15 protein-coding genes are annotated in these 21,253 nt (G+C 51.7%); 12 read left to right on the top strand and 3 right to left on the bottom strand.

The features are described 5' to 3' along the window. The first annotated feature begins 59 nt into the window (after positions 1 to 59). The 4 genes from BLR64_RS07960 (at position 60) to BLR64_RS07975 (ending at position 3,918) form a co-directional block, all read left to right on the top strand. Entirely contained in the window at positions 60 to 914 is an 855-nt protein-coding gene (locus BLR64_RS07960; RefSeq protein WP_090713610.1) for an RCC1 domain-containing protein, read from the top strand. A 107-nt stretch (positions 915 to 1,021) separates the two neighbouring features. Further along, a complete protein-coding gene (locus tag BLR64_RS07965; protein WP_090713611.1) occupies positions 1,022 to 1,942 on the top strand; it encodes a PadR family transcriptional regulator in 921 nt (306 codons plus the stop codon). 225 nt (positions 1,943 to 2,167) lie between these two features. After that, a complete protein-coding gene (gene chrA, locus BLR64_RS07970) occupies positions 2,168 to 3,310 on the top strand; it encodes a chromate efflux transporter (protein ID WP_208607151.1) in 1,143 nt (380 codons plus the stop codon). A 188-nt stretch (positions 3,311 to 3,498) separates the two neighbouring features. Then, positions 3,499 to 3,918: a GNAT family N-acetyltransferase gene (locus BLR64_RS07975; protein WP_090713613.1), complete on the top strand. Its 420-nt coding sequence runs from the start codon at positions 3,499 to 3,501 to the stop codon at positions 3,916 to 3,918. Positions 3,919 to 3,992: 74 nt separating this feature from the next. On the opposite strand, the gene BLR64_RS07980 is transcribed toward BLR64_RS07975, so the two are convergent. Beyond that, a complete protein-coding gene (locus tag BLR64_RS07980; RefSeq protein ID WP_090713614.1) occupies positions 3,993 to 5,345 on the bottom strand; it encodes an MATE family efflux transporter in 1,353 nt (450 codons plus the stop codon). Between the two features lie 135 nt (positions 5,346 to 5,480). Here BLR64_RS07980 and BLR64_RS07985 point away from each other — a divergent pair, with 135 nt between their 5' ends. Together BLR64_RS07985 and BLR64_RS07990 are read left to right on the top strand one after the other, a co-directional pair. Then, positions 5,481 to 6,164: a TetR/AcrR family transcriptional regulator gene (locus BLR64_RS07985; protein ID WP_090713615.1), complete on the top strand. Its 684-nt coding sequence runs from the start codon at positions 5,481 to 5,483 to the stop codon at positions 6,162 to 6,164. Positions 6,165 to 6,572: 408 nt separating this feature from the next. Next, positions 6,573 to 11,318 (top strand): LamG-like jellyroll fold domain-containing protein, encoded by a 4,746-nt coding sequence (locus BLR64_RS07990; protein ID WP_090713616.1) that lies wholly within the window; start codon positions 6,573 to 6,575, stop codon positions 11,316 to 11,318. 99 nt (positions 11,319 to 11,417) lie between these two features. Here BLR64_RS07990 and BLR64_RS07995 read toward each other — a convergent pair whose 3' ends face one another. Further along, positions 11,418 to 11,732 carry a winged helix-turn-helix transcriptional regulator gene (locus BLR64_RS07995; RefSeq protein ID WP_090713617.1) on the bottom strand — a complete coding sequence of 105 codons (315 nt, stop codon included), beginning with the start codon at positions 11,730 to 11,732 and terminating at the stop codon, positions 11,418 to 11,420. A 197-nt stretch (positions 11,733 to 11,929) separates the two neighbouring features. On the opposite strand from BLR64_RS07995, the gene zwf reads away from it, so the two are divergent. From zwf to BLR64_RS08010, 3 genes are all read left to right on the top strand, one after another. Beyond that, positions 11,930 to 13,456 carry a glucose-6-phosphate dehydrogenase gene (zwf, locus tag BLR64_RS08000; RefSeq protein WP_090713618.1) on the top strand — a complete coding sequence of 509 codons (1,527 nt, stop codon included), beginning with the start codon at positions 11,930 to 11,932 and terminating at the stop codon, positions 13,454 to 13,456. A 53-nt stretch (positions 13,457 to 13,509) separates the two neighbouring features. Further along, on the top strand, positions 13,510 to 14,403 hold the full coding sequence (gnd, locus tag BLR64_RS08005; RefSeq protein WP_090713619.1) for a phosphogluconate dehydrogenase (NAD(+)-dependent, decarboxylating): 894 nt from the start codon (positions 13,510 to 13,512) through the stop codon (positions 14,401 to 14,403). A gap of 187 nt (positions 14,404 to 14,590) precedes the next feature. Further along, positions 14,591 to 15,871: an L-cysteine desulfidase family protein gene (locus BLR64_RS08010; protein ID WP_090713620.1), complete on the top strand. Its 1,281-nt coding sequence runs from the start codon at positions 14,591 to 14,593 to the stop codon at positions 15,869 to 15,871. 101 nt (positions 15,872 to 15,972) lie between these two features. On the opposite strand, the gene BLR64_RS08015 is transcribed toward BLR64_RS08010, so the two are convergent. Then, positions 15,973 to 16,728: a DeoR/GlpR family DNA-binding transcription regulator gene (locus tag BLR64_RS08015; protein WP_068720942.1), complete on the bottom strand. Its 756-nt coding sequence runs from the start codon at positions 16,726 to 16,728 to the stop codon at positions 15,973 to 15,975. 386 nt (positions 16,729 to 17,114) lie between these two features. Here BLR64_RS08015 and BLR64_RS08020 point away from each other — a divergent pair, with 386 nt between their 5' ends. From BLR64_RS08020 to rhaA, 3 genes are all read left to right on the top strand, one after another. Then, positions 17,115 to 18,266, top strand: coding sequence for an iron-containing alcohol dehydrogenase (locus BLR64_RS08020; protein WP_090713621.1), 1,152 nt, complete (start codon positions 17,115 to 17,117; stop codon positions 18,264 to 18,266). A gap of 27 nt (positions 18,267 to 18,293) precedes the next feature. Then, positions 18,294 to 19,766, top strand: a complete 1,473-nt coding sequence (gene rhaB, locus BLR64_RS08025; RefSeq protein ID WP_090713622.1) for a rhamnulokinase — start codon at positions 18,294 to 18,296, stop codon at positions 19,764 to 19,766. Between the two features lie 149 nt (positions 19,767 to 19,915). Continuing rightward, positions 19,916 to 21,172 (top strand): L-rhamnose isomerase, encoded by a 1,257-nt coding sequence (rhaA, locus tag BLR64_RS08030; RefSeq protein WP_090713623.1) that lies wholly within the window; start codon positions 19,916 to 19,918, stop codon positions 21,170 to 21,172. The last annotated feature ends 81 nt before the right edge of the window (positions 21,173 to 21,253 follow it).

Genomic DNA, 21,253 nt, shown 5'->3' on the forward strand with positions numbered 1-21,253 from the left:
TTTAATGAAGATGAGCTTGTTAATGGGCAGCATCTGACCATGATGAAGGAGCGGGATTAATGATTGTAAAGCAAGTCTTGCCTTCCCTGGCAGCGGGATACCGTCACACGGCCGGCCTGAAGGCAGACGGTACGGTAATGGCTGCAGGGGATAATAAATACGGCCAATGCAATGTGGACGATTGGAGCGGTATTGTCGCAGTAGCCGCCGGCAATGCGCATACCGGCAACGCCCACACCATCGGTCTCAGAGCAGATGGCACAGTGGCTGCAGCAGGCTGGAATAAGCACGGCCAATGCGAGGTAAGCGGCTGGCGCGATATTGTGGCGGTGGCAGCAGGCTGGCGCAGGACAATCGGCCTGAAAGCGGACGGCACTGCAGTAGCCGCGGGCCGGAATCAGGATGGCGAGTGCGAGGTGGGCGGCTGGCGGAATATCGTAGCGGCAGCCGCCGGTGACTGGCATTCAGCCGGACTGCGATCAGACGGCAGGGTTATTGCTGCAGGGAATAACCGGTATGGCCAATGCGGGGTAAGCGGCTGGCGCAGTATTGTGGCTGTAGCCGCCGGTTATCTGCATACCGCGGCGCTGGAGGCGGTCGGTACGGTGGTAGCCGCGGGCCGCAACAAGGAACGCCAATGCGAAGTAAGCAGCTGGCGAGGGATTACAGCGATTGCGGCGGGGAGCCATCATACTGTCGGCCTGAAAGCGGACGGTACAGTAACGGCTACAGGCTGGAATAAGTACGGCGAATGCGAGGTAAGCGGCTGGCGCGATATTGTAGCCGTAGCCGCCGGCTGTACCCATACTGTCGGTCTTAAATCCGACGGTACAGTGGTCGCTGCAGGGAGTAATGAATATGGACAATGCGGGGTAAGCGGGTGGTATGATATCCGCCTGCCCTTCATTGGATAATGAACAGCCATGTGCCGTTTCCGGCGCATGGCTTATTTTTTTTGTTTGTATGATGAGAATAACCTATGTTACTATTAACATAGGTTATTCGGATTGGAGCGAAAGGGATGTCCATCAATTATGCCATTTTGGGACTGCTAAGCAGCCAGTCCCTGACCGGGTACGACATGAAGAAGATCATTCAGGATTCTTCCTTCATGTACTGGTCAGGGAATAACAACCAGATTTATAAAGCGCTGGTTGAGCTTTTGAAGGAAGAATATGTGACGAGTGAGGTGCAGCATCAGGAGAGCTCGCCCTCCAAGAAAATGTACACCATAACCCCCGAAGGAAGGGCTGAGCTGAAGCGCTGGGTTCTGTCGGCACCGGAGCAGCCCGAAGCCAGAAACACCTTCCTTATTCAGCTCGCCTGGAGCGATCAGCTGGAAACTGCAGAAATTCTTGGCATGCTGGATGCTTATGAGCAGGAGATTAAGAGCCTTATCCACCTGGAACAGGGACGCGCAGCCAAAGGGCAGTATGCGCCCGGGCGGAGCCCGCGGGAAGCTATGCTCTGGAAGCTGATTCAGGCGAACAAGCTGTCGGCGCATACGAGTGAATTGCAATGGATTGGAGAGGTCCGCAGGGCCCTTACTAATGAGAATGGGGATGGAGTGAAGCAAATGAAGGTTGAAGTGATTACCCGTGAGGGACAGCAGTACCTCGAAGTACGCCCGGCTGACAGTATGCTAAATACAGAGCAGGATATTCTGGATCTGATCGGCGCCTGCATGGAGCATGATGTATATAAAGTTTTGCTCCATGAAGCGGCGCTACCGGAGGAATTCTATAATCTGCGGACCGGGCTGGCTGGCACGCTACTGCAGAAATTCATGAATTACAGAGTGAGAGGTGCGGCGGTCATTGGCAGCGGGCAGGCAGGCAAGGGCAGATTCAAGGAGCTGCTCTCCGAGCTGAACAAGGGGAGCAGCTTCAGGACATTCGGCAATGAGGAAGAGGCGGTGGCCTGGCTGCTGCAGAGAGTTTAACGTTATAGTGTATAGCTGTATTAAAGGCCGTCTATATGACGGTCTTTTTTGCTGCAAGTGTAAAAGCACTGTTAGTGGAATGTCATTTTTCAGTCAATTTGTTGTGGGAACGGCTGTAAGAAGGTAACATTCTATCTAGGCTTTCGATAACATACAGAGGTGATTGAAGTGGATAAGCGGGTACAGCCGGAGCAGGGATTATTCAAGACGCTGCTCGAAATTTTGATGGTATCAGGCAGATTGGGCTTCACCTCATTTGGCGGTCCCATAGCCCATCTTGGTTATTTTCATGATGAATATATCCGCAAAAGAAAATGGATGGACGAAAAAAATTACGCTGACCTGGTGGCGCTGTGCCAATTTTTACCCGGGCCGGCCAGCAGTCAGGTTGGGATTGGCATGGGGATTATGCGGGCCGGGGTACCGGGCGGGATTGTCTCATTCCTTGGTTTTACATTACCTTCTGTAGTGGCCTTAATCCTATTTGCATTGATCCTTCAGGGCCTCGATGTAAGTAACGCAGGCTGGATTCATGGCTTGAAATTGGTGGCTGTCGCCGTTGTAGCACACGCAATTATCGGCATGGCCCAAAAGCTGACTCCCGATTTAAAAAGAAAAGCCATCGCATTATTGGCACTGGTCATTACATTATTATGGCAGACCGCCTTTTCCCAGGTCGGAATGATTCTTTTATCAGCAATACTGGGTTTCCTGATCTATAGCCGGCACGAAGCAGAGGCAGACAGCAGAATCAGTTTTCCGGTTAAGCGCAGCCTGGCTGCGTTATGTTTAGCTTTACTTTTTGGATTGCTGCTGCTTCTTCCGGTGCTGAGAGAAATGACCTCCATTCGCTGGATTGCAGTGTTTGACAGCTTTTACCGTTCCGGTGCGCTTGTGTTTGGCGGGGGACATGTCGTCCTGCCGCTGCTTGAACGGGAATTCGTAGCCTCAGGCTGGGTGAGTAAAGAGGCCTTTCTCGCAGGATACGGGGCGGCTCAGGCTGTTCCGGGGCCATTGTTTACTTTTGCCTCCTATCTGGGTGCTGTGATGAACGGATGGGCCGGAGGCCTGCTCGCGACAGCAGCTATTTTCCTGCCAGCTTTTTTATTGATTCTGGGAACCCTTCCTTTCTGGGATGGACTGCGCCGGAATCCAAAAGCAAAAGGAGCTTTAATGGGTGTGAACGCTGCAGTAGTAGGTATATTAATCTCAGCCTTCTATCAGCCGATTTGGACCAGCTCCATCCTGGCTCCTGCTGACTTTGCTTTTGCTTCGATATTATTCAGTATGCTGGTTTATTGGAAGCTGCCGCCTTGGATCGTAGTGTTGACAGGTGCGCTGGGTGGAACTGTGATAGCTCTTATATAGATCGGAAGAGAAGGGTTACCAAGAGGACATAACGGATTGAATCTGAAGATTAAGGCAGCCTGTCTGGATGATGGGCTGTTTTATGCTGTGATAACGGCAGTAGAGATTAATTATATCTGTTATTTATAGACTCTGATTGATAGAAAAGAGGTATAATCGTTCCAAATCTTTTATCTGGAGGGAACATCATGCACATCGCTTTTGCAGACGATTCTGACTATGAATACATAAGCAGCCGTGACCGGCATATTCCTGAGAATCTTATATCCGGTAAAATAGAGCGGAAGGAAATCTATATCCTGCGGGACGGGGACGGAGCGAATATCGGATGGATGCGGTATGGATACTTCTGGGACAACATCCCGTTCATGAACCTGATCTGGATAGATGAACCCCATCGGGGCAAGGGTACAGGAGCTGAAGTTGTTCACTTCTGGGAGGAGCAGATGAAGCAAAAGGGGTTTGATATGGTGATGACATCCACCCAGGCTGACGAAGAAGCCCAGCATTTTTACAGAAAGCTTGGCTATAAAGACGCAGGCTGTTTAATCCTTGATTCGCAGCCGCTCGAGATCCTGCTTACCAAGAAGCTGGACCATACCGTTTGAACTTAAAAATGAAGAAGCCCGTTTTCGCCATCAGCCGGCTGAGAACGGCTTTCTTTTACCAGAAATAATGATGTTCACTGCGCCAGGCTCTCCAGATCCGGTTGTAATTTGTTCCGCAGAATATACAGCATCCCGGCACCGACGAGGAATGCAGCAGCATCCGCAATGACCAGTGACCAGACCACCCCGTGAAAACCGTTCATCCGGTTGGCGACGTAGAGCACAGGGATCAGCGTAGCGCCTTGAATAATTGACATAATAAATGCGGCGGTCCCTTGCGCTGTTGCCTGGAAGATCCCCGTAAACAACGCCGTCGTGCCTGAAATGAACAATGATAAGAAGGTCACATGCAGGATATAGCTGCCCATTTCAATTAACTGCGGATCATTCGTAAACAAGCCGATTAAATGGTCGGAAATCAGATAGACGATAAGACCGAAAGCGACAGCTAGTGCCACAATCGTTTTGACCGTGAATCCGATGGTTTGCTTCATCCGCAATCTGTTGGCTGTAAAGGAGAAAGCGATAAGCGGCACGACTCCCTCACATAAGCCCATAATAATGAACTCGGGAAACTGCAATAAACGGGATGAAATACCGTAAGCGGCTACGGCGGTATCGCCATATTCCACAAGATAGTGGTTGAAGATCAGCGACATTGCGCCCATGAAGATACTCATAATGAAGACGGGAACTCCGATTTTAACAACATTGCCGACAATTTCTTTGCTGGCCTTGAACCACCGTACGGAAACCGTTAAAAATTGGCTTTTATACCCCATATGGAAGGCGTAATAGACACTCGCAACGAGGTTGGAGACGACTGTGGCTGACGCAACGCCGATAACATCCCAGTGGAACACGAAGATGACCAGCGCATCGAGGATGATATTCACAGCAACGCTGAGAATCATGCCAACCATTGACTTAACAGCTGAACCTTCAGAGCGTACAATATTCTCCAGCGTGAAGCATAATACGAGGAAGGGTGAACCGATCAGCATAACGGTGACATAATCCTTAGTAAAACCGAAGGAATCAGGCGTTGCTCCAAGGCTATTCACAATGGAATCGATGAACGGGAGGCCAACAGCAATGACGATCAAACCGAGTGCCAGGCTGCTGTAAAAAGCGAATGAGGATACATGCTTTACGTCATCGTATTTCTTCTCACCGAGCAAACGGGAAATGAAGGTACCGCTGCCCATGCCGATAAAGTTCCCCAGCGCCATAATAATTGCGAATAACGGCAAGGTTAGCGCAAGTGCAGTTAACATCGCAGTATTGTGGAGTGTTCCGATAAAATAGGCATTCAGGATGGAGTAGATGACACTCATTGACATACCCAGCATCATGGGGACGGCGAAGTGTGCTACGGCTTTGGCAACAGGGGCTTTCTCGAAATAATGGAGGTTTTCTGCATCCATTTCAATCACTTCTTTCTGGTTTAATAAACGCTTATCTAACGGTGTTAGATTGAACCTTACAGTGTTAGATGATATCATGGGTTTAGGAACTTGTAAAGCATAAACTTACACTGTTAGATAAAAGGGCGGATTAGGATGAAAAAGCAGCAGCCTCAGATTTCGGAGGAGCGGATTTTGGAAGCTTCATGGGAGCTTCTTGGAGAAGAGGGCATTGAGAAATTCAGCATGAGACGGCTTGCGGACAGAGTGGGGATTCAGGCTCCCTCTCTTTACTGGTACTTCAAGAGCAAACAGAATCTTTATCAGGGCCTGGCCAATCAAATATCCAAAATCATTCTGGAGGGATTCCATGCTGAGGGGGATTGGAAAGCGCAGCTGACCGGACTTGCAGTAACCGTACGAAACGTGCTTAGCCGGTATCCCTGCTCTACACAGCTCATGATGATGACATTGCCGCATGAGCCGGATATTATCCGGTTTACGAACCGGATGCTGCTCTGTGTGGAAGAGACACCGCTTGAGCCGGAACAGAAAATGCAGGTAGCCACTACGCTTATGAATTATGTTTTCTTTTTTGTACTGGACCGTTATCAGCATGAGCGTAATATCTCCGCTATGATTAAAGATCAGGAAGCGCTCCCGGGTGAGGAAATGCTTCACCTTCTGGATTCTATGAGTGAGAAGGACGCGGGGCTGTTCCGGAGGATGTTTACGACCGGGCTGTTCGAGCTGATGGGGACCGACCGGGCGTTTGAGTTTGGCCTGAAGCTGATTGTGCTGGGGATTGAGCAGGTGATAATGGAGCAGGAAGGACAGTAAGGATCCATACGCGTCAGTTGAAGGTCTCACGGTAAAAGAATACTAAAGAGAGCAGCGCCTTTCCGGATTATGACGAAGGGCAGCTGCTCTTTATTTTGGTTTTGTAATTAATAAATAAAAATATAAAAAGATTCATACTTTTTAAAAATTTCAATTGACTAACATGGGAATATCACTATAGAATAAAAGCGGTTACAGAGTTTCTTAAAGGTTTTATTTTAGTTATGTATGAAATAAACAAAGGCCGAAAAGAAACTTTTTTATCGAATTTATCTTGTAAGCGTTTTATTTATACTGGCGATAAGGAGGTGCTTTCCGGTGCCTTAAATGCTGCTTATGGCTTATGTGCGAGAAAGGGAATGGTTAGGGAACCGTTGAGGCCAATTTTAGAAACGGAGGGATTTACTTTTGAATAAATGGACTGGCAGGCTGACATCTTCACTTCTTGCACTGCTGCTGCTTGTTCCTTCACCGGCATTGGGGGCTTCGGGAACAGTAATGGACGGCAATTCTGCGGGACTGCAGACGGCTGCAGCACCGGATTATACAGGGCATTGGGCAGCCGAAGATTTGCAGACATGGGCTGACAAAGGGCTGCTGTCGGGGTACGGAAACGGCGTATTTAAGCCGGATCAGAACATTACCCGGGCGGAATGGGTCACCCTTGTAAACCGGGTATTTAATCTGCAGACTATGGCTGCTGCAAACAGCTTCAGTGATGTGGAGCAGGGAAAGGCTTACTACACCGAAGTTATGAAAGCGGTATCTGCAGGATATGTGTCAGGTTACAGCGATGGAACCTTCCGCCCGCAGCAGACGGTCAGCCGCCAGGAAGCGGCAGTTATGCTGTACCGGCTGTACCGACTTGATGCCGCTGCTGCTGCGTCAGGATCGACTGATGCTGAAGTCCTGCCTTCATTCAGCAGAGAAGCCGTTAACACCCTGCTGAGCGGAGGATTCCTCAGCGGCTATGAGGACGGCAGCTTTAAAGGAGGACGTCCGGTAACAAGGGCAGAAGCTGTCCGGATGATCGGCAAGCTGTCAGGTGAGATTATTCTGCAAAGCGGCAGCTATACACAGCTGCAGGCTAAGAACCTGGTGATCAGCACGGCCGGTGTGACTCTAAAGGACACCGAAATTACAGGCAATCTGTATCTCACGGAAGGGATTGCCGGTGGAGATATTCTGCTGGACAACGTGAAGGTTGCGGGCAAGATTATCGTCAGCGGCGGCGGTGAAAACAGTGTCGTGCTGAACAATACCTCAGCAGCCTCGCTGATCGCAGACAAGCCGGACGGCAAGCTGCGGATTGTTCTGAAGGGCAGTAGTAGCATACCGGATGTAACAGCTGAATCGGGTGTCAGACTGGAAGAAGATACGGCACTTGGCGGAGCGGGCTTCAGCCGGGTTAAGCTTGAGACCACCCTGCCTGCGGGTTCGCGCATCCAGCTCAGCGGCAGCTTTGATTCTGTTGTAGTCAATGCTGCAGGGGAGCCGGAGCTTGTTCTGGTGAAAGGAACCATCGCGGAAATGACGCTTAACCGCATGGCGGCGCTGCGTGCAGAGGCCGGAAGCGAAATCAGGAATCTGATTCTTGGTCTGAGCAGTCAGCTTACAGTTCAGGGAACCGGCAAGGTAAGCTATGATCCGAAATTCAGCGGTTTAATCAAGCTGGAGACTCCAGCAGCAACGGCAACAGCTACGGCTGCACCTGTAAGTAACGGCGGAAGTCCTGTATCCCCCACCGCTACGCCAAGCCAAGCGGCATCGCCAACACCCGCAGCGACTCCGCCGGCTACACCGGAAGCCACACCTGCACCGACTGCTCCGGTGTTCAGCAACGTATCCGTGCACGACCCTTCAGTGGTGAAGGACGGCGGTAGGTATTATGTTTTTGGCTCGCATATTGAAGCGGCTAAATCGCAGGATCTGCTGAACTGGACTACGTTCACCAACGGCTACAAAACACCGGACAATGCCATATACGGTGATCTGTCCGGCAATCTGGCGGAATCCTTTGCCTGGGCCGGGGAGAATGATTCCGACAGTAAAGGCGGATTCGCCGTCTGGGCGCCGGATGTGTTCTGGAATGCGGATTATGTGAATGGCGACGGCACAAAAGGCGCATATATGCTCTATTACAGCACCTCATCTACTTATATCCGTTCTGCAATCGGCTTTGCCGTATCACAGAAGATTGAAGGCCCTTATGTTTACGGCGGCACGGTGATATACTCCGGCTTTACGCTGGATGAGCAGTACGATGCGAATAGCACGGTCAACAAAAAGTGGACCAACACTAACATTCAGACGCTGATCGGCAAAGGGATGCTGGAAGGCATGAATACGGCCTGGTTCAATGCCAACGGCACGTATAACAACAAGCAGTATACCAATGCGATTGACCCGACCCTGTTCTATGACAAGGACGGCAAGCTGTGGATGACCTACGGCTCCTGGTCAGGAGGCATCTTCCTGCTTGAGGTTGACCCTGCGACCGGACAGCCGCTATACCCCGGTAAAGACGGGACTACAGCTGACGGAAGATTGATTGACCGTTACTTTGGCACCAAAATTTCCGGCGGCAATTACAAATCCGGAGAAGGTCCTTATATCGTCTATGACCAGTCAACGGGCTATTACTACCTGTATGTAACCTACGGCGGGCTGGCTGCTGACGGCGGCTACAATATGCGGCTGTTCCGTTCTGTGAATCCGGACGGTCCTTACAAGGATACGGCAGGACAGAATGCAGTGCTGGCGACGGACGGGGATCACTCGAACATCGGCAACAAGCTGATCGGCAATTTCCTGTTCAGCAATCTGAACGGGGAGGCGGATTTCCCGGTATACGGCTATGTCTCCTCCGGGCATAACTCGGTCTTTTATGATGAGGAGCAGGACAAGCTGTTCAACTTCTTCCATACCCGATTCCCGCTGCGCGGGGAAACCCATGAGGTGCGGGTGCATCAGATGTTCATGAACGAGGACGCCTGGCCGGTTGTGGCTCCGCACCGTTATTCCGGCGAGACGCTTGCCAAGGTTCAGCGGGCTGACGTTGTCGGGTCTTATCAGTTCGTCAACCACGGCAAGGATACCTCGGCCAAAATCAAGCCGACCGTCAATGTCGATCTGCTGGAAGACGGCACTTTGGGCGGAGCGGTTAGCGGCAGCTGGGAACTGGCAGGCGATTATTATGCCCATTTGCTGATTGACGAAACAGAGAACGGCAGTACAGTACAGCGCCTGTACAAGGGTGTATTTGTGAAGCAGTGGGATTCCACCCGGAATGAACAGGTCATGGTCTTCACAGCGATGTCAGACCAGGGCGTTGCCGTCTGGGGCAGTGCCATCAAGCTGCTCAGCGATGATGAGCTGGTTGCTAATATTGCCGGCGGCCTGACACTTGGGGATACCAGCAAGGTCTATAGAGACCTGACACTGCCGGTGTCCGGTGTGCACGGAGCTGTCATTACCTGGACATCCTCCAGCCCGGCGGTTGTTGCGGCGGACGGCAAGGTTACCCGGCCGCAGGCGGGAAGCGGCAATGCCGAGGTGCAGCTGACAGCTGCCATTAAGCTTGGCAATGCTTCGGTCACGAAGACGTTCACTGTCGTTGTCGTTCAACTCGGCGGCACGCTGCTGGAGGACGGACTGGTTGCAGCGTATGACTTTGAAGACAGCCTGGCAGAGAGCGCCGGGCGGCAGGCTGACGGCAGCGCAACCGGCAAGCTGCTGAACACAGCAGATGGAGCAGTGGAGTTTGCGGCCGGCCAGGACGGGCAGGCGCTCAAGCTTACAGGCAGCTCTGGTGTCCGGCTGCCGGACGGCCTGATTAACGGCAGCGCCTATACGTTCAGCCTGTGGCTGAATCCGCAGGAGCTGACAGCCTTCACATCGGCCTTTTTTGGAGCCAAAACCACTAATAACTGGATGAGTCTGCTGCCTTACGGCAACGGGGGGGCAACGACCCGGGTATGGTTCGGCAGTGAAACCTGGCTGGATGCTGATGCCGGCCTGCAGATCCCGGCCGGCAAGTGGTCGCATATTGCGTTCACCTATGATGCCGGAACGGTTAAGCTGTACCTGAACGGAGTGCTGAAATATACAGGGACGAACTATACCGACCTGTTTGACGGTGAAGAAAGTGTCTTTGCGCTCGGGGTCAACTATTGGGATACCCCGTACAAAGGGCTGATTGACAAGTTCCGCGTCTATGAAAAAGCGCTGACGCCTGAAGCCGTCGGCTGGCTGGTAAACGGTGAACCGGATGCCGATGTGAAGGTGAGCGCGATTGCTTTTGCTGATACAGCTGCAAGCATCGCTGTCGGAAATTCCTATACTCCAGCGGTCTCCATCCTGCCGGCCAATGCAGGCAACCGGGCTCTAACCTGGACCTCGAGCGATCCTGCTATTGCTGAGGTTGATAGTGCATCCGGGGTTATAACGGCAAAGCATGCAGGCGATACCATCATTACCGCAGCCTCCACCGACGGAAGCAATGTAACCGCAAGCTTGTCTGTGAAGGTTACGGACGGCCGGGTCGCGGTGTACTCTTTTGACGGCAATTTGAAGGATTCGCTTGAGCTCTCAGGTGAAGGCAGAGTGACAGGGGCGCTGGTCGGCAGCGCTACTGTAGGCAGCATTACTTACGGTGACGGGGTAACGGGCCAGGCGGCATTATTTGACGGGGCTTCCGGTATCCGGCTGCCGGACGGATTGATTAACAGCAACTCGTATTCAGTCTCAATGTGGCTGAAGCCGGATCAGCTGACGACTTACACGACCGCCTTTTTTGGAGCAAGCTCGAACAGCAGCTGGTTTAGTCTTGTGCCAAAAGGGCCGTCAGATGCCACCATATTGTGGTCAAACGCTGTCTATGAGGCAACTGCAGGCTACGTAATTCCTGCCGGAACCTGGACGCATGTCACTTTCACGGTTAATAACGGAACGGTCAAGCTGTACATTAACGGGGAGGAAAAGTTCTCGGGCAGCGGATTTCCGGATATTTTTAAGGATAATAACGGAGTTTTCACGCTTGGGGTCAACTATTGGGATGTTCCATTCAAGGGGCTGATCGATGAGCTGAAGATTTATAACAATGTACTTGCACCGGAAGCGGTGCTGGCTGATTACCAAACGGCTGGTCTTTAACGGCCGGATCATTTAGAAGAAAAAAGAGAAGGAGCGGGACGCGATGTCCTGCTCCTTTTTTGTCTATACCTAAAGCTGCTGATCCAATCGAGCTAGCTCTTACAGCCATTTAATGGCCCACTTCTCCACATGGCTGAGCGCTGTCCCGAGCTCCTGTCCCTTGACAGTGAGTGAATATTCTGTGCGGACCGGCCGGTCCGGGATCACGGTGCGGGTAAGGAGACCGCAGCCTTCCAGCTCCTTTAGCCGTTCGTTTAATATGCGTTTGCTCAGATCCGGAATGAGGGTATTCAGCTCGCTGAACCGTTTGGGGCCTTCCATCAGCACATGAAGGATGAAATTCACCCATTTTTTTCCGACGATATGATAAGCATGCTCCACTTTGGCCAGTAACGGTCTGATTTCCTGATCCATCACACATCCGTCCTTATAGTTATTATTAGTATCCTGCTCACTATACCATAGCAAAGACTTCGTGAAAATAAGTACTTTTCGTAAATGTCGAAATGAGGTTGACGAATGGATTTTACAGGCGTATGATGAGTTTTGTTAAGTTCGTGAGTAATTAATAGTAACCTAATAAATAATATATAATAACGGGAGGAATGAAAGTGGAATCATCTACCTTTGTGCTGTTTGGCGCCACCGGGGATTTGGCGAAACGCAAAATCTATCCGGCTCTCTATAATCTGTTTGCCGATGGCAAGCTTTCCGGTCCTCTCTCGGTGATTGGCCTGGGCAGAAGAGAGCTAAGCAACGAAACGTTCCAGGCGCAGGTGCTGGATTCACTGCGTACCTTTTCCCGCCGTCCTGTTGTAGAATCAGCGGGACTGCAGCGTTTCCTGCTGGCTTTTGAATATAGCATGCTGGACGTTGGGCGTCCGGAGGATTATACGAAGCTGCTGGCCCACGTGCAGCAGCGGGAAGCAGAGCTCGGCATTCCGGGTAACCGGATGTTCTATTTGTCGGTCGGCCCTGAATTTTTCGGTCCGATTGCCGCGAATATTCATGAGAGCGGTCTGGGTGACACCACAGGCTGGAAACGTCTGATTATCGAGAAGCCGTTCGGCCGGGATCTGCAGTCCGCGCGGGAGCTTAATGAGAGCCTGACTGCGGCTTTCCGGGAAGAGGAGATTTTCCGGATCGACCATTTCCTCGGTAAGCCGATGGTGCAGAACCTGGAAGTACTCAAGTACTCTAACCCGGTGCTCCGGGCGCTCTGGCAGAACCGTTACATCGCTAACGTTCAGATTACGGCTGCCGAGACTGTTGGTGTGGAAGAACGGGCAGGCTATTATGACAAATCAGGTGCGCTGCGCGACATGTTTCAGAACCATATGCTGCAGCTGCTGATGATGATGGCCATGCAGCTTCCTAAAGACAGCAGTCCTGAGGATGTCCGAAGCAAAAAGCGCCATGTTATCCGTTCCGTGCGGCCGCTGCTGAAGGAAGAGGTGACGCAGCATGTGGTGCGCGGACAATACGGCGCCGGCCATATGAAAGGCAAAGCGGTGCCAGCCTACCTTAATGAACCGGGTATTGACGCAAGCTCGCAGAATGAAACATATATCGCCGCACGCTTATGGATCGATGATCCGATGTGGAGCGAGGTGCCTTTTTACATCCGCACCGGCAAACGGCTGAAGGAGAAATCAACCAGAATTGTTATTGAGTTCAAGGAACCGTTTAATGACTCTCATAACGTTAACAGAGGCAAGCTTACGCTTGAGCCTAATCTGCTGGTGATTGAAATCGGGCCCGGGGAAGGCATTTCGCTGCAGCTGAATACCAAAAATCCCCGCCAGCACGGGTCGCTCGAGCCGGTAAGCATCCGGCATGATTCAGCTAATCCCGATCTGCCTGAAGCCTATGAGAACCTTATTTACGATGCACTGCTCGGAGACGCTACTTTCTTCGCTCACTGGGAAGAGGTGGAGCTGAGCTGGCAGTGGGTGCAGCCGATTCTTGAGGCCGTGGAGGAAGGTAAGCTCCCGCTCCATACCTATGCTGCCGGTTCTAACGGTCCGGCTGCAGCGGATGAGCTGCTTGGCGAAAACCACTGGTGGCTGGATGAGCCGGAGGAAGACGTCGAAGCATCCCGCAGAACGGATGAGCAGGCGATCCGGGCAGGAGCGTAAGCCAGATTTAACTGGCATAATACACAATCAGAAATTAACCGGAGGGATATCTAATGAAAGTCGGATTAATCGGACTGGGTAAAATGGGCTTCAATCTCGGCCAGAACCTGCTGGAGCATGGACATGAGGTTGTGGCATACGATGTAAATGCTGATGCAGTAGCCGAGCTTGGCACAAAAGGGGCAGCTGGAGCAGCAAGCCTGGCTGAGCTCGTAAGCAAGCTGGATACACCGCGGATCGCCTGGATTATGGTGCCGCACCAATTCGTCGATTCCGTAATCGCCGAGCTGACACCACTGTTGTCCAAAGGCGACATTGTTATAGAAGCAGGGAATTCCCATTACAAGGAATCAATCCGCCGCCACGGTGAGTTGGAACAGTCAGGGATCTACTATCTGGATGCCGGAACCTCGGGCGGTATGGAAGGAGCCCGCAACGGCGCCTGCTATATGATCGGCGGGGATGAAGAGGCCTGGGTTGTGGCTGAGCCGCTGTTCCGTGATACGTCTGTGGAGAACGGCTATCTGTATGCCGGCAAATCCGGCAGCGGCCATTTCCTCAAGATGGTCCATAACGGAATTGAATACGGCATGATGGCGGCCATCGGCGAGGGCTTTGAGGTTCTGGAGAAAAGCGGATATGACTTCGATTTCGAGCAGGTGGCCCGCGTGTGGAACAACGGGTCGGTCATCCGTTCGTGGCTGATGGAGCTGGTAGAACGCGCCTTCTCTAAGGATGCCAAGCTTGATGACATCAAGGGCGTCATGCATTCCTCCGGCGAAGGCAGATGGACACTGGAGACAGCGTTTGACCTGCAGGCGGCCACTCCGGTCATTGCGATGTCGCTGCTGATGCGTTACCGGTCGCTGGAGACGGACACTTTTACCGGCAAGGTGGTTGCTGCGCTGCGTAATGAATTCGGCGGCCATGCGGTGGAAAAAAACTAAGCAGCTGAACCAGCCTGTACGCTGCAAAAGCGTCAAATTTCAAAGTCCTGAACGGGATTTGGGATTTGGCGCTTTTTGGTGATTCGGCAATGAGATTGCACCCTCCCTCTGAATAAACGGTTCCCTCAGCCTCCAGTCTGATGTAGTATATAGAGAAAGCTCAGACAGAGATAAGGGGGGATCCTATATGGTTAACTTACTCGAAGTATTGAAGAAGGAAATCGTTCCGGCGGAAGGCTGTACGGAGCCGATTGCAGTAGCCTATGCGGTCTCTTTGGCGGCAGAGCTGCTTGAGGAGGAAATTACAGGCATTCAGCTGTTCCTCAGCGGTAATATTATCAAAAATGCGATGGGTGTGGGCATTCCCGGGACCGGACAGACCGGACTCCCGATTGCTGCAGCGCTTGGTGCAGTAATCCGCCGCTCCCACAGAAAGCTGGAGATTCTTTCAGGGCTGACGGCTGTTGAGCTTAGTCAGGCTAATGCGATTATAGACCGAAAGCTGCTGGCGGTGGAACTCAAGGACACCCCGGAGAAGCTGTATATAGAAGCAAGGGTACAGAGCGCGAATCACCGGGCAACAGCGGTTGTTGCGAAGGAGCACACTAATATCGTTCTGCTGGAGAAGGATGGTATCCCTATTAATATCCAGAAGGATAAGGGAGATTGCGGGGAGGACGAGCAGCTAAGTCCCGAAGACTACGCCGTTTCTCTCGAAGGGATTTATGAGTTTGTCTGCACTACAGCTTTTACTGATCTGGAATTTCTTCTGGAAGGCGCAAGAATGAACAAGGCTATTTCAGATGAAGGCCTGCGGGGGGATTACGGTCTTCAGGTCGGCAAAAAAATGAGCCAGCGCTCCGCAGTCAATCTGTTCGGCAACGATGTGGCCAATTCCGTAATCGCGGCGACGGCTGCGGCTTCCGATGCACGGATGGACGGCAGTGCGATGCCGGTCATGACGACGGCGGGCAGCGGTAATCAAGGGATCGCAGCTACGCTGCCTGTCATTAAACTGGCCGAGCTTATGGGGAAAAGTGATGACATGCTGGCCCGGGCTATTGCCCTCAGCAATCTGGTCACTGTTCACGTCAAGCATTACATCGGCCGGCTCTCACCGCTGTGCGGCTCAGGAATTGCCGGCGGAGTAGGGGCGAACAGCGGGATCATCTACCTGATGGGCGGCAGCCTGGATCAGATCAAGCATGGCATCCAGAATACCATTGCTTCCTTGTCCGGCATGATCTGTGACGGGGCCAAGTCCACCTGTGCGCTCAAAATCTCCACCGCCACCAATGCCGCAATCCAGGCGGCAACGCTGGCGATGAATAACATTTCACCGACAGACAATGACGGAGTCATTTTTGAAAAGGTAGAGGATACTATCCGCAACATGGAACGGCTCGTCCAGGAAGGGCTTGCCGCTACAGATGAGACGATTCTGAATATTATGCTGTCCAAAGCTTAATGCAGGCTGCAGCAGCTATACTAAAAGGACATTTCCCGGGAAGGGGGAAATGTCCTTTTTTTGGATACACATATTATATAGAAGAAACACAATCATCCGCACTAGCAGAGAACCTCAATATTCTCCTTGGCCAGGCGCTTGAGCCAGGCTTCTGACGGCTTACGGTCAGTGATCAGCACATCGATCCGGTTCAGCTCCACCAGCTTCGTAAAAGCTGTCTTGTCAAATTTCGTATGATCCGCCAGCAGCACAACCTTCTCCGCCTGACGCAGCATGTACTTCTTGAGCTCGCATTCCGGTTCGTTGGAATCGGTAATTCCCCGGTCCATATCGATCCCCTTGCAGCTGATTACGGCGGTGTCCACATTGTAGCGCTGAATCGTATCATGGGCGACCGGGCCAACCAGCGAGAGGGAACGGTGGCGGAGAGAACCGCCGGTAGAAATAATGTTCATGCCGGAATTGGAGAACTCCTGTAAAATATTGATCGAGTTCGTGATGAGTGTCAGGTTATTTTTGTTGCCCAGCAGTTTAAGGAATTCGAACGAGGTTGAGCTGGGGTCTACCATCAGGGTATCCCCGTCATTGATCAGATCAAGCGCCTTCAGCGCGATGTTGCGTTTGATGTCGGTATTGAGCGCATTGCGGGTTACAAAAGGAAGATCCTCGTTCGTATGCCTGTTAAGCATAGCCCCGCCGTAAGTCCGGCTGACAATCCCGTCCTTCTCCAGCTTCTCCAGATCCCTGCGGATCGTTTCTTCCGTTACTTCGAACATGCGGCTCAGGTCGGAGACCAGTACTCTTTTATCCTGATGGACAAGATCTATGATTCTGTTGCGTCTTTCGGCAGCCAGCATTTGTTATCACCTTTCCGGAGCTATACTCTTGAATCCCAATAGATATCTATAAATATAGACCTGAATATCTGTGTTTTGCAATAAATTAGACGAAAACCACACATAATTTATTATAATATTCATTATAATCTGCGTTTTGTAAACAGTAAACAAATAAAAACAACATAAATAATATTTTATTTGTTGACAACACAGAATTATGGAGCTACGATAAGAGTGTTCATTTTCTCTTTGAAAGCGCATGCTTCATAAGATTAAGCGCCTGAGCATAAGGTCCGCTGCGATTACTACAGAGACCAGCCTGAGGTGCCGCAGCCGGGATAACCCTTACAGAGAAGAAGATAACGAACTGTGCAACACAACATTATCAGGAGGCTGGTCAATCAATGAGTACCCGTGTTTATTATGTTCCTTCTATTAACATTATGGGCAAAGGCTGTCTGCAGGAAATCGCTCCTTACATTCAAGAACTGAATTTGAAGAAGGCGCTTGTTGTTACCGACAAGTTCCTTATGAAGAGCGGAATCGCCGGCAAATTGCTGTCCGTACTGGATGCAGCCGGTATTGAGTATGTGGTATATGATGAAGTTAAGCCGAACCCGACCTGTAAAAATGTTCATGACGGCGTGGATTTCCTTAAATCGCATGAATGTGATTATCTGATCTCGATCGGCGGAGGTTCACCGCAGGATACGGCCAAAGCAATAGGTATCGTTGCTACCAACGGCGGACATATTGCCGAGTATGAAGGTGTACACAAATCCAAGAACAAATCACTGCCGATTGTTGCAGTTAATACAACTGCAGGAACCTCCAGTGAAGTTACAATTAACTACGTTATTACTGACGAAGAACGCAAGGTTAAGATGGTAATGGTTGATAAGAACAGCATTGCGACCATTTCTGTAAATGATCCTGAGCTGATGGTTGATAAACCTGCTGCACTGACTGCAGCAACCGGTATGGATGCATTGACCCATGCGATTGAAGCACTGGTAACCCCGGGCGCTTACCCTGTTACGGATGCTACGGCTCTGGCGGCTGTTGAGCTGATCTTCGGCAACCTGGCTAAGACTGTGAAGAACGGCCATGATATCGAAGCACGTGAACAGATGGTATATGCGATTTTCCTGGGCGGACTTGCGTTCAATAATGCCGGACTCGGTTATGTGCATGCAATGGCGCATCAGCTCGGCGGAGTGTATGATCTGCCGCACGGCGTATGTAATGCGATGCTGCTGCCTTATGTGGAAGAAGAAAATGCCAAGTATGTTCCAGAGAAATTCCGGGCAATCGCCAAGGCAATTGGGCTCCAGGTGGAAGGCAAAACCGATAAAGAGTGTGCAGACTTCGTTATTGAGTCGATCAAGGAGCTGTCCAAGGAAGTCGGTATCCCTGCCAAGCTGTCTGAGCTGGGGGTTGACGAGGTAGATCTTGACCTGCTGGCTGAGAATGCCATGAAGGACGCTTGTGCGCCTGGTAACCCGTTCATTCCGACCAAAGAAGAAGTTATCGCCCTGTTCCGCAAAATTCTCTAAATTAATCTCAAGATAAGGAGATTCCCTATGAACTATCATATCGCCGTCGATATCGGCGCCTCCAGCGGGCGGCTTGTGCTCGGCACCATCGCAGACGGAAGTCTCTCGCTGGAGGAAATTCACCGTTTCAGCAACGGGTTCACCGAACGTGACGGCTCCTGCTTCTGGGACATCGATTATTTATTTGAAGAAATTCTGCGCGGCCTGCAAAAGGCCAAAGCAGCCGGCATCAGCAAATGCACGCTGGGGATTGATACCTGGGCTGTGGATTATGTGCTGCTGGATGCAGAGGGTAAGCGGCTGCAGGAGGTATACGCCTACCGTGACCGCCGGACTGACGGGGTAATGGAGGAAGTAGCCAAGCTGATTTCTCCGGATAAGGTATACGCCAAAACCGGTATCCAGCAATTAACTTTTAATACTTTATACCAGCTGTATGCTCATGACGCTAAAGAGCTGGCTGCAGCTGATCAGATTCTGCTCGTCCCGGATTATCTCTACTACAGATTGTCCGGCCGCAAGATCAACGAAGTAACCAATGCCTCGACCACGCAGCTGCTGAATCTTGCAGAGCGTGAATACGATGCAGAGCTGCTGTCCCTGCTTAAGCTGAGAAGAGAGCAGTTCGCCCCGCTTACCGAGCCCGGCGAAGTGCTTGGCAGCATCAAGGATGAGCTGAAGCAGCAGTATGACCTGCCGGACTGTGAACTCATCTGCGCAGCTACTCATGATACGGCTTCAGCCGTACTGGGTGTGCCTGTGCAGGATGACCGGTCTGCTGCTTACATCAGCAGCGGAACATGGTCTCTGCTCGGTGTTGAGCTGGATCATCCAGTCAATACAGAGGCGGCAATGCAGGCGAATTACACAAATGAGTGGGGCGCTTTTGGAACCTACCGTTTCCTCAAGAATATTATGGGACTTTGGCTGATCCAGGAGGTACGCAGACTGGACAGAGAGCGTTACAGCTTCGCTGAACTGGCTGAGCTTGCCGCAGAAGCTGAAGGCTACCTCAGCCTGATTCCGTGCAATGATCCGCGGTTCCTGAATCCGGACAACATGATTGAAGAGATTCGCCTTGCCTGCGCAGAGAGCGGCCAGCCTGTTCCGCAAACGCCGGGCGAGCTTGCCCGCTGCATCTTCGACAGCCTGGCACTCTCGTACCGCAGTTATCTGGGCGAGCTGGAACAGCTGACCGGCAGACCGGTAGAGGTGCTGCAGATTGTCGGCGGCGGTGCGAACAACACGCTGCTGTGCCAGCTTACTGCCGATATTATCGGCCGGGAAGTTTTGGCCGGTCCTACGGAATCGACAGCGCTCGGTAATCTCGCAATCCAGCTGATTCACACCGGAGAAGTTGCGGACATCCGCGAAGCCCGGACGATCATCGGCAAGTCCTTTAAGATACAGTCTTACCTGCCGCGCCCGCTTCCGCAGCTTGAGGCCCTGCTGGCCCGCTGGGAAGCCCTGCATGCAGTTTCTGCAGGCGGCAGCCAATAGATATAACCTTTGTTGAAGACAGTTTTGCACGAAGTAGATCAGATGGAGCAGATGCTCACAAAACTAAGCGTATGCTTTCGAAGTCAGTTTTGTCCGAAGCAAAATCAATGGAGCAGATGCTCACACAAAACTTTTAGGAGGACCCCAACATGGATCAGAGCATCATCAACAGTTATAACGAAGCGAAGAAGTTATATGCAGCCCACGGCATCAACGTGGATGAAGTATTGGAGAAGCTGGCGGAGATCAAGATTTCCCTTCACTGCTGGCAGGGAGACGATGTACAGGGCTTCCTGTTCAAGGACAAGGAGCTGAGCGGCGGTATCGCTGTTACCGGCAGCTATCCTGGACGCGCCAGTACACCGGATGAGCTCCGCAAGGATCTGGAAAAGGCCTTGTCGCTGATTCCGGGCAAACACAAGGTCAACCTGCACGCCATCTATGCAGATACAGACGAAAAGGTGGATCTGGATGAGCTGGAGCCGCGCCATTTCGCTAACTGGGTAGAGTGGGCTAAGGAACAGGGACTGGGACTTGATTTCAACCCGACCTGCTTCTCCCATCCAAAAGCGGCAGACGGCTTCACCTTGAGCCATGCTGACGAGGAGATCCGCAATTTCTGGATCAAGCACTGCAAAGCTTCCCGCAAAATCGCTGAATCGTTCGGCCGCGAGCTGGGACAGCCTTGTGTAACTAACTTCTGGGTACCGGACGGCTACAAGGATACTCCGGTTGATCGCCTGGCTCCGCGTGCACGCCTGCGTGATGCGCTGGATGAAGTGTTCAGTGAAGAGATTGACCCGCAATACAACATCGATGCCGTTGAGAGCAAGCTGTTCGGCATCGGCTCCGAGAGCTATGTTGTCGGATCGCATGAATTCTATATGGGGTATGGTCTGACCCGCGGCAAAGCCATCTGCCTTGACGCCGGACACTTCCACCCGACTGAAGTGATTTCGAACAAACTGTCCTCGATCCTGATGTTCAGCGAGCAGCTGCTGCTGCATGTGAGCAGACCGGTACGCTGGGATAGTGACCACGTAGTAACAATGGACGATGAGCTGCTGGAAATCGCCCGTGAGCTGGTCCGCGGAGATTTGCTGCCGCGTACGAACATCGGCCTGGACTTCTTCGACGGCAGCATCAACCACGTTGCCGCATGGGTAATCGGAACACGCAACACCATCAAAGCGCTGCTGCGCGCTATGCTTGAGCCTGTTGCCGAGCTGAAGAAGATCGAACTGGAAGGTGACTATACTTCCCGCCTGGCACTGGTAGAAGAATTCAAATCTTACCCGTTCGGCGCAATCTGGGATTACTACTGCGCTTCCCAGAACACACCTGTCCGCGAAAACTGGCTGGCAGAAGTGAAGACTTACGAGAAGGAAGTACTGTCTGCTAGATAAGGCTATTTATATAAACAAACATTAACTTGAGTTTTTAAATGGTCGTCATTTTTACCACCAACAGATCTGCATCCAAAAGGA

It is taken from the genome of Paenibacillus typhae (assembly GCF_900099765.1).
GTDB classification, from domain to species: domain Bacteria; phylum Bacillota; class Bacilli; order Paenibacillales; family Paenibacillaceae; genus Paenibacillus_AQ; species Paenibacillus_AQ typhae.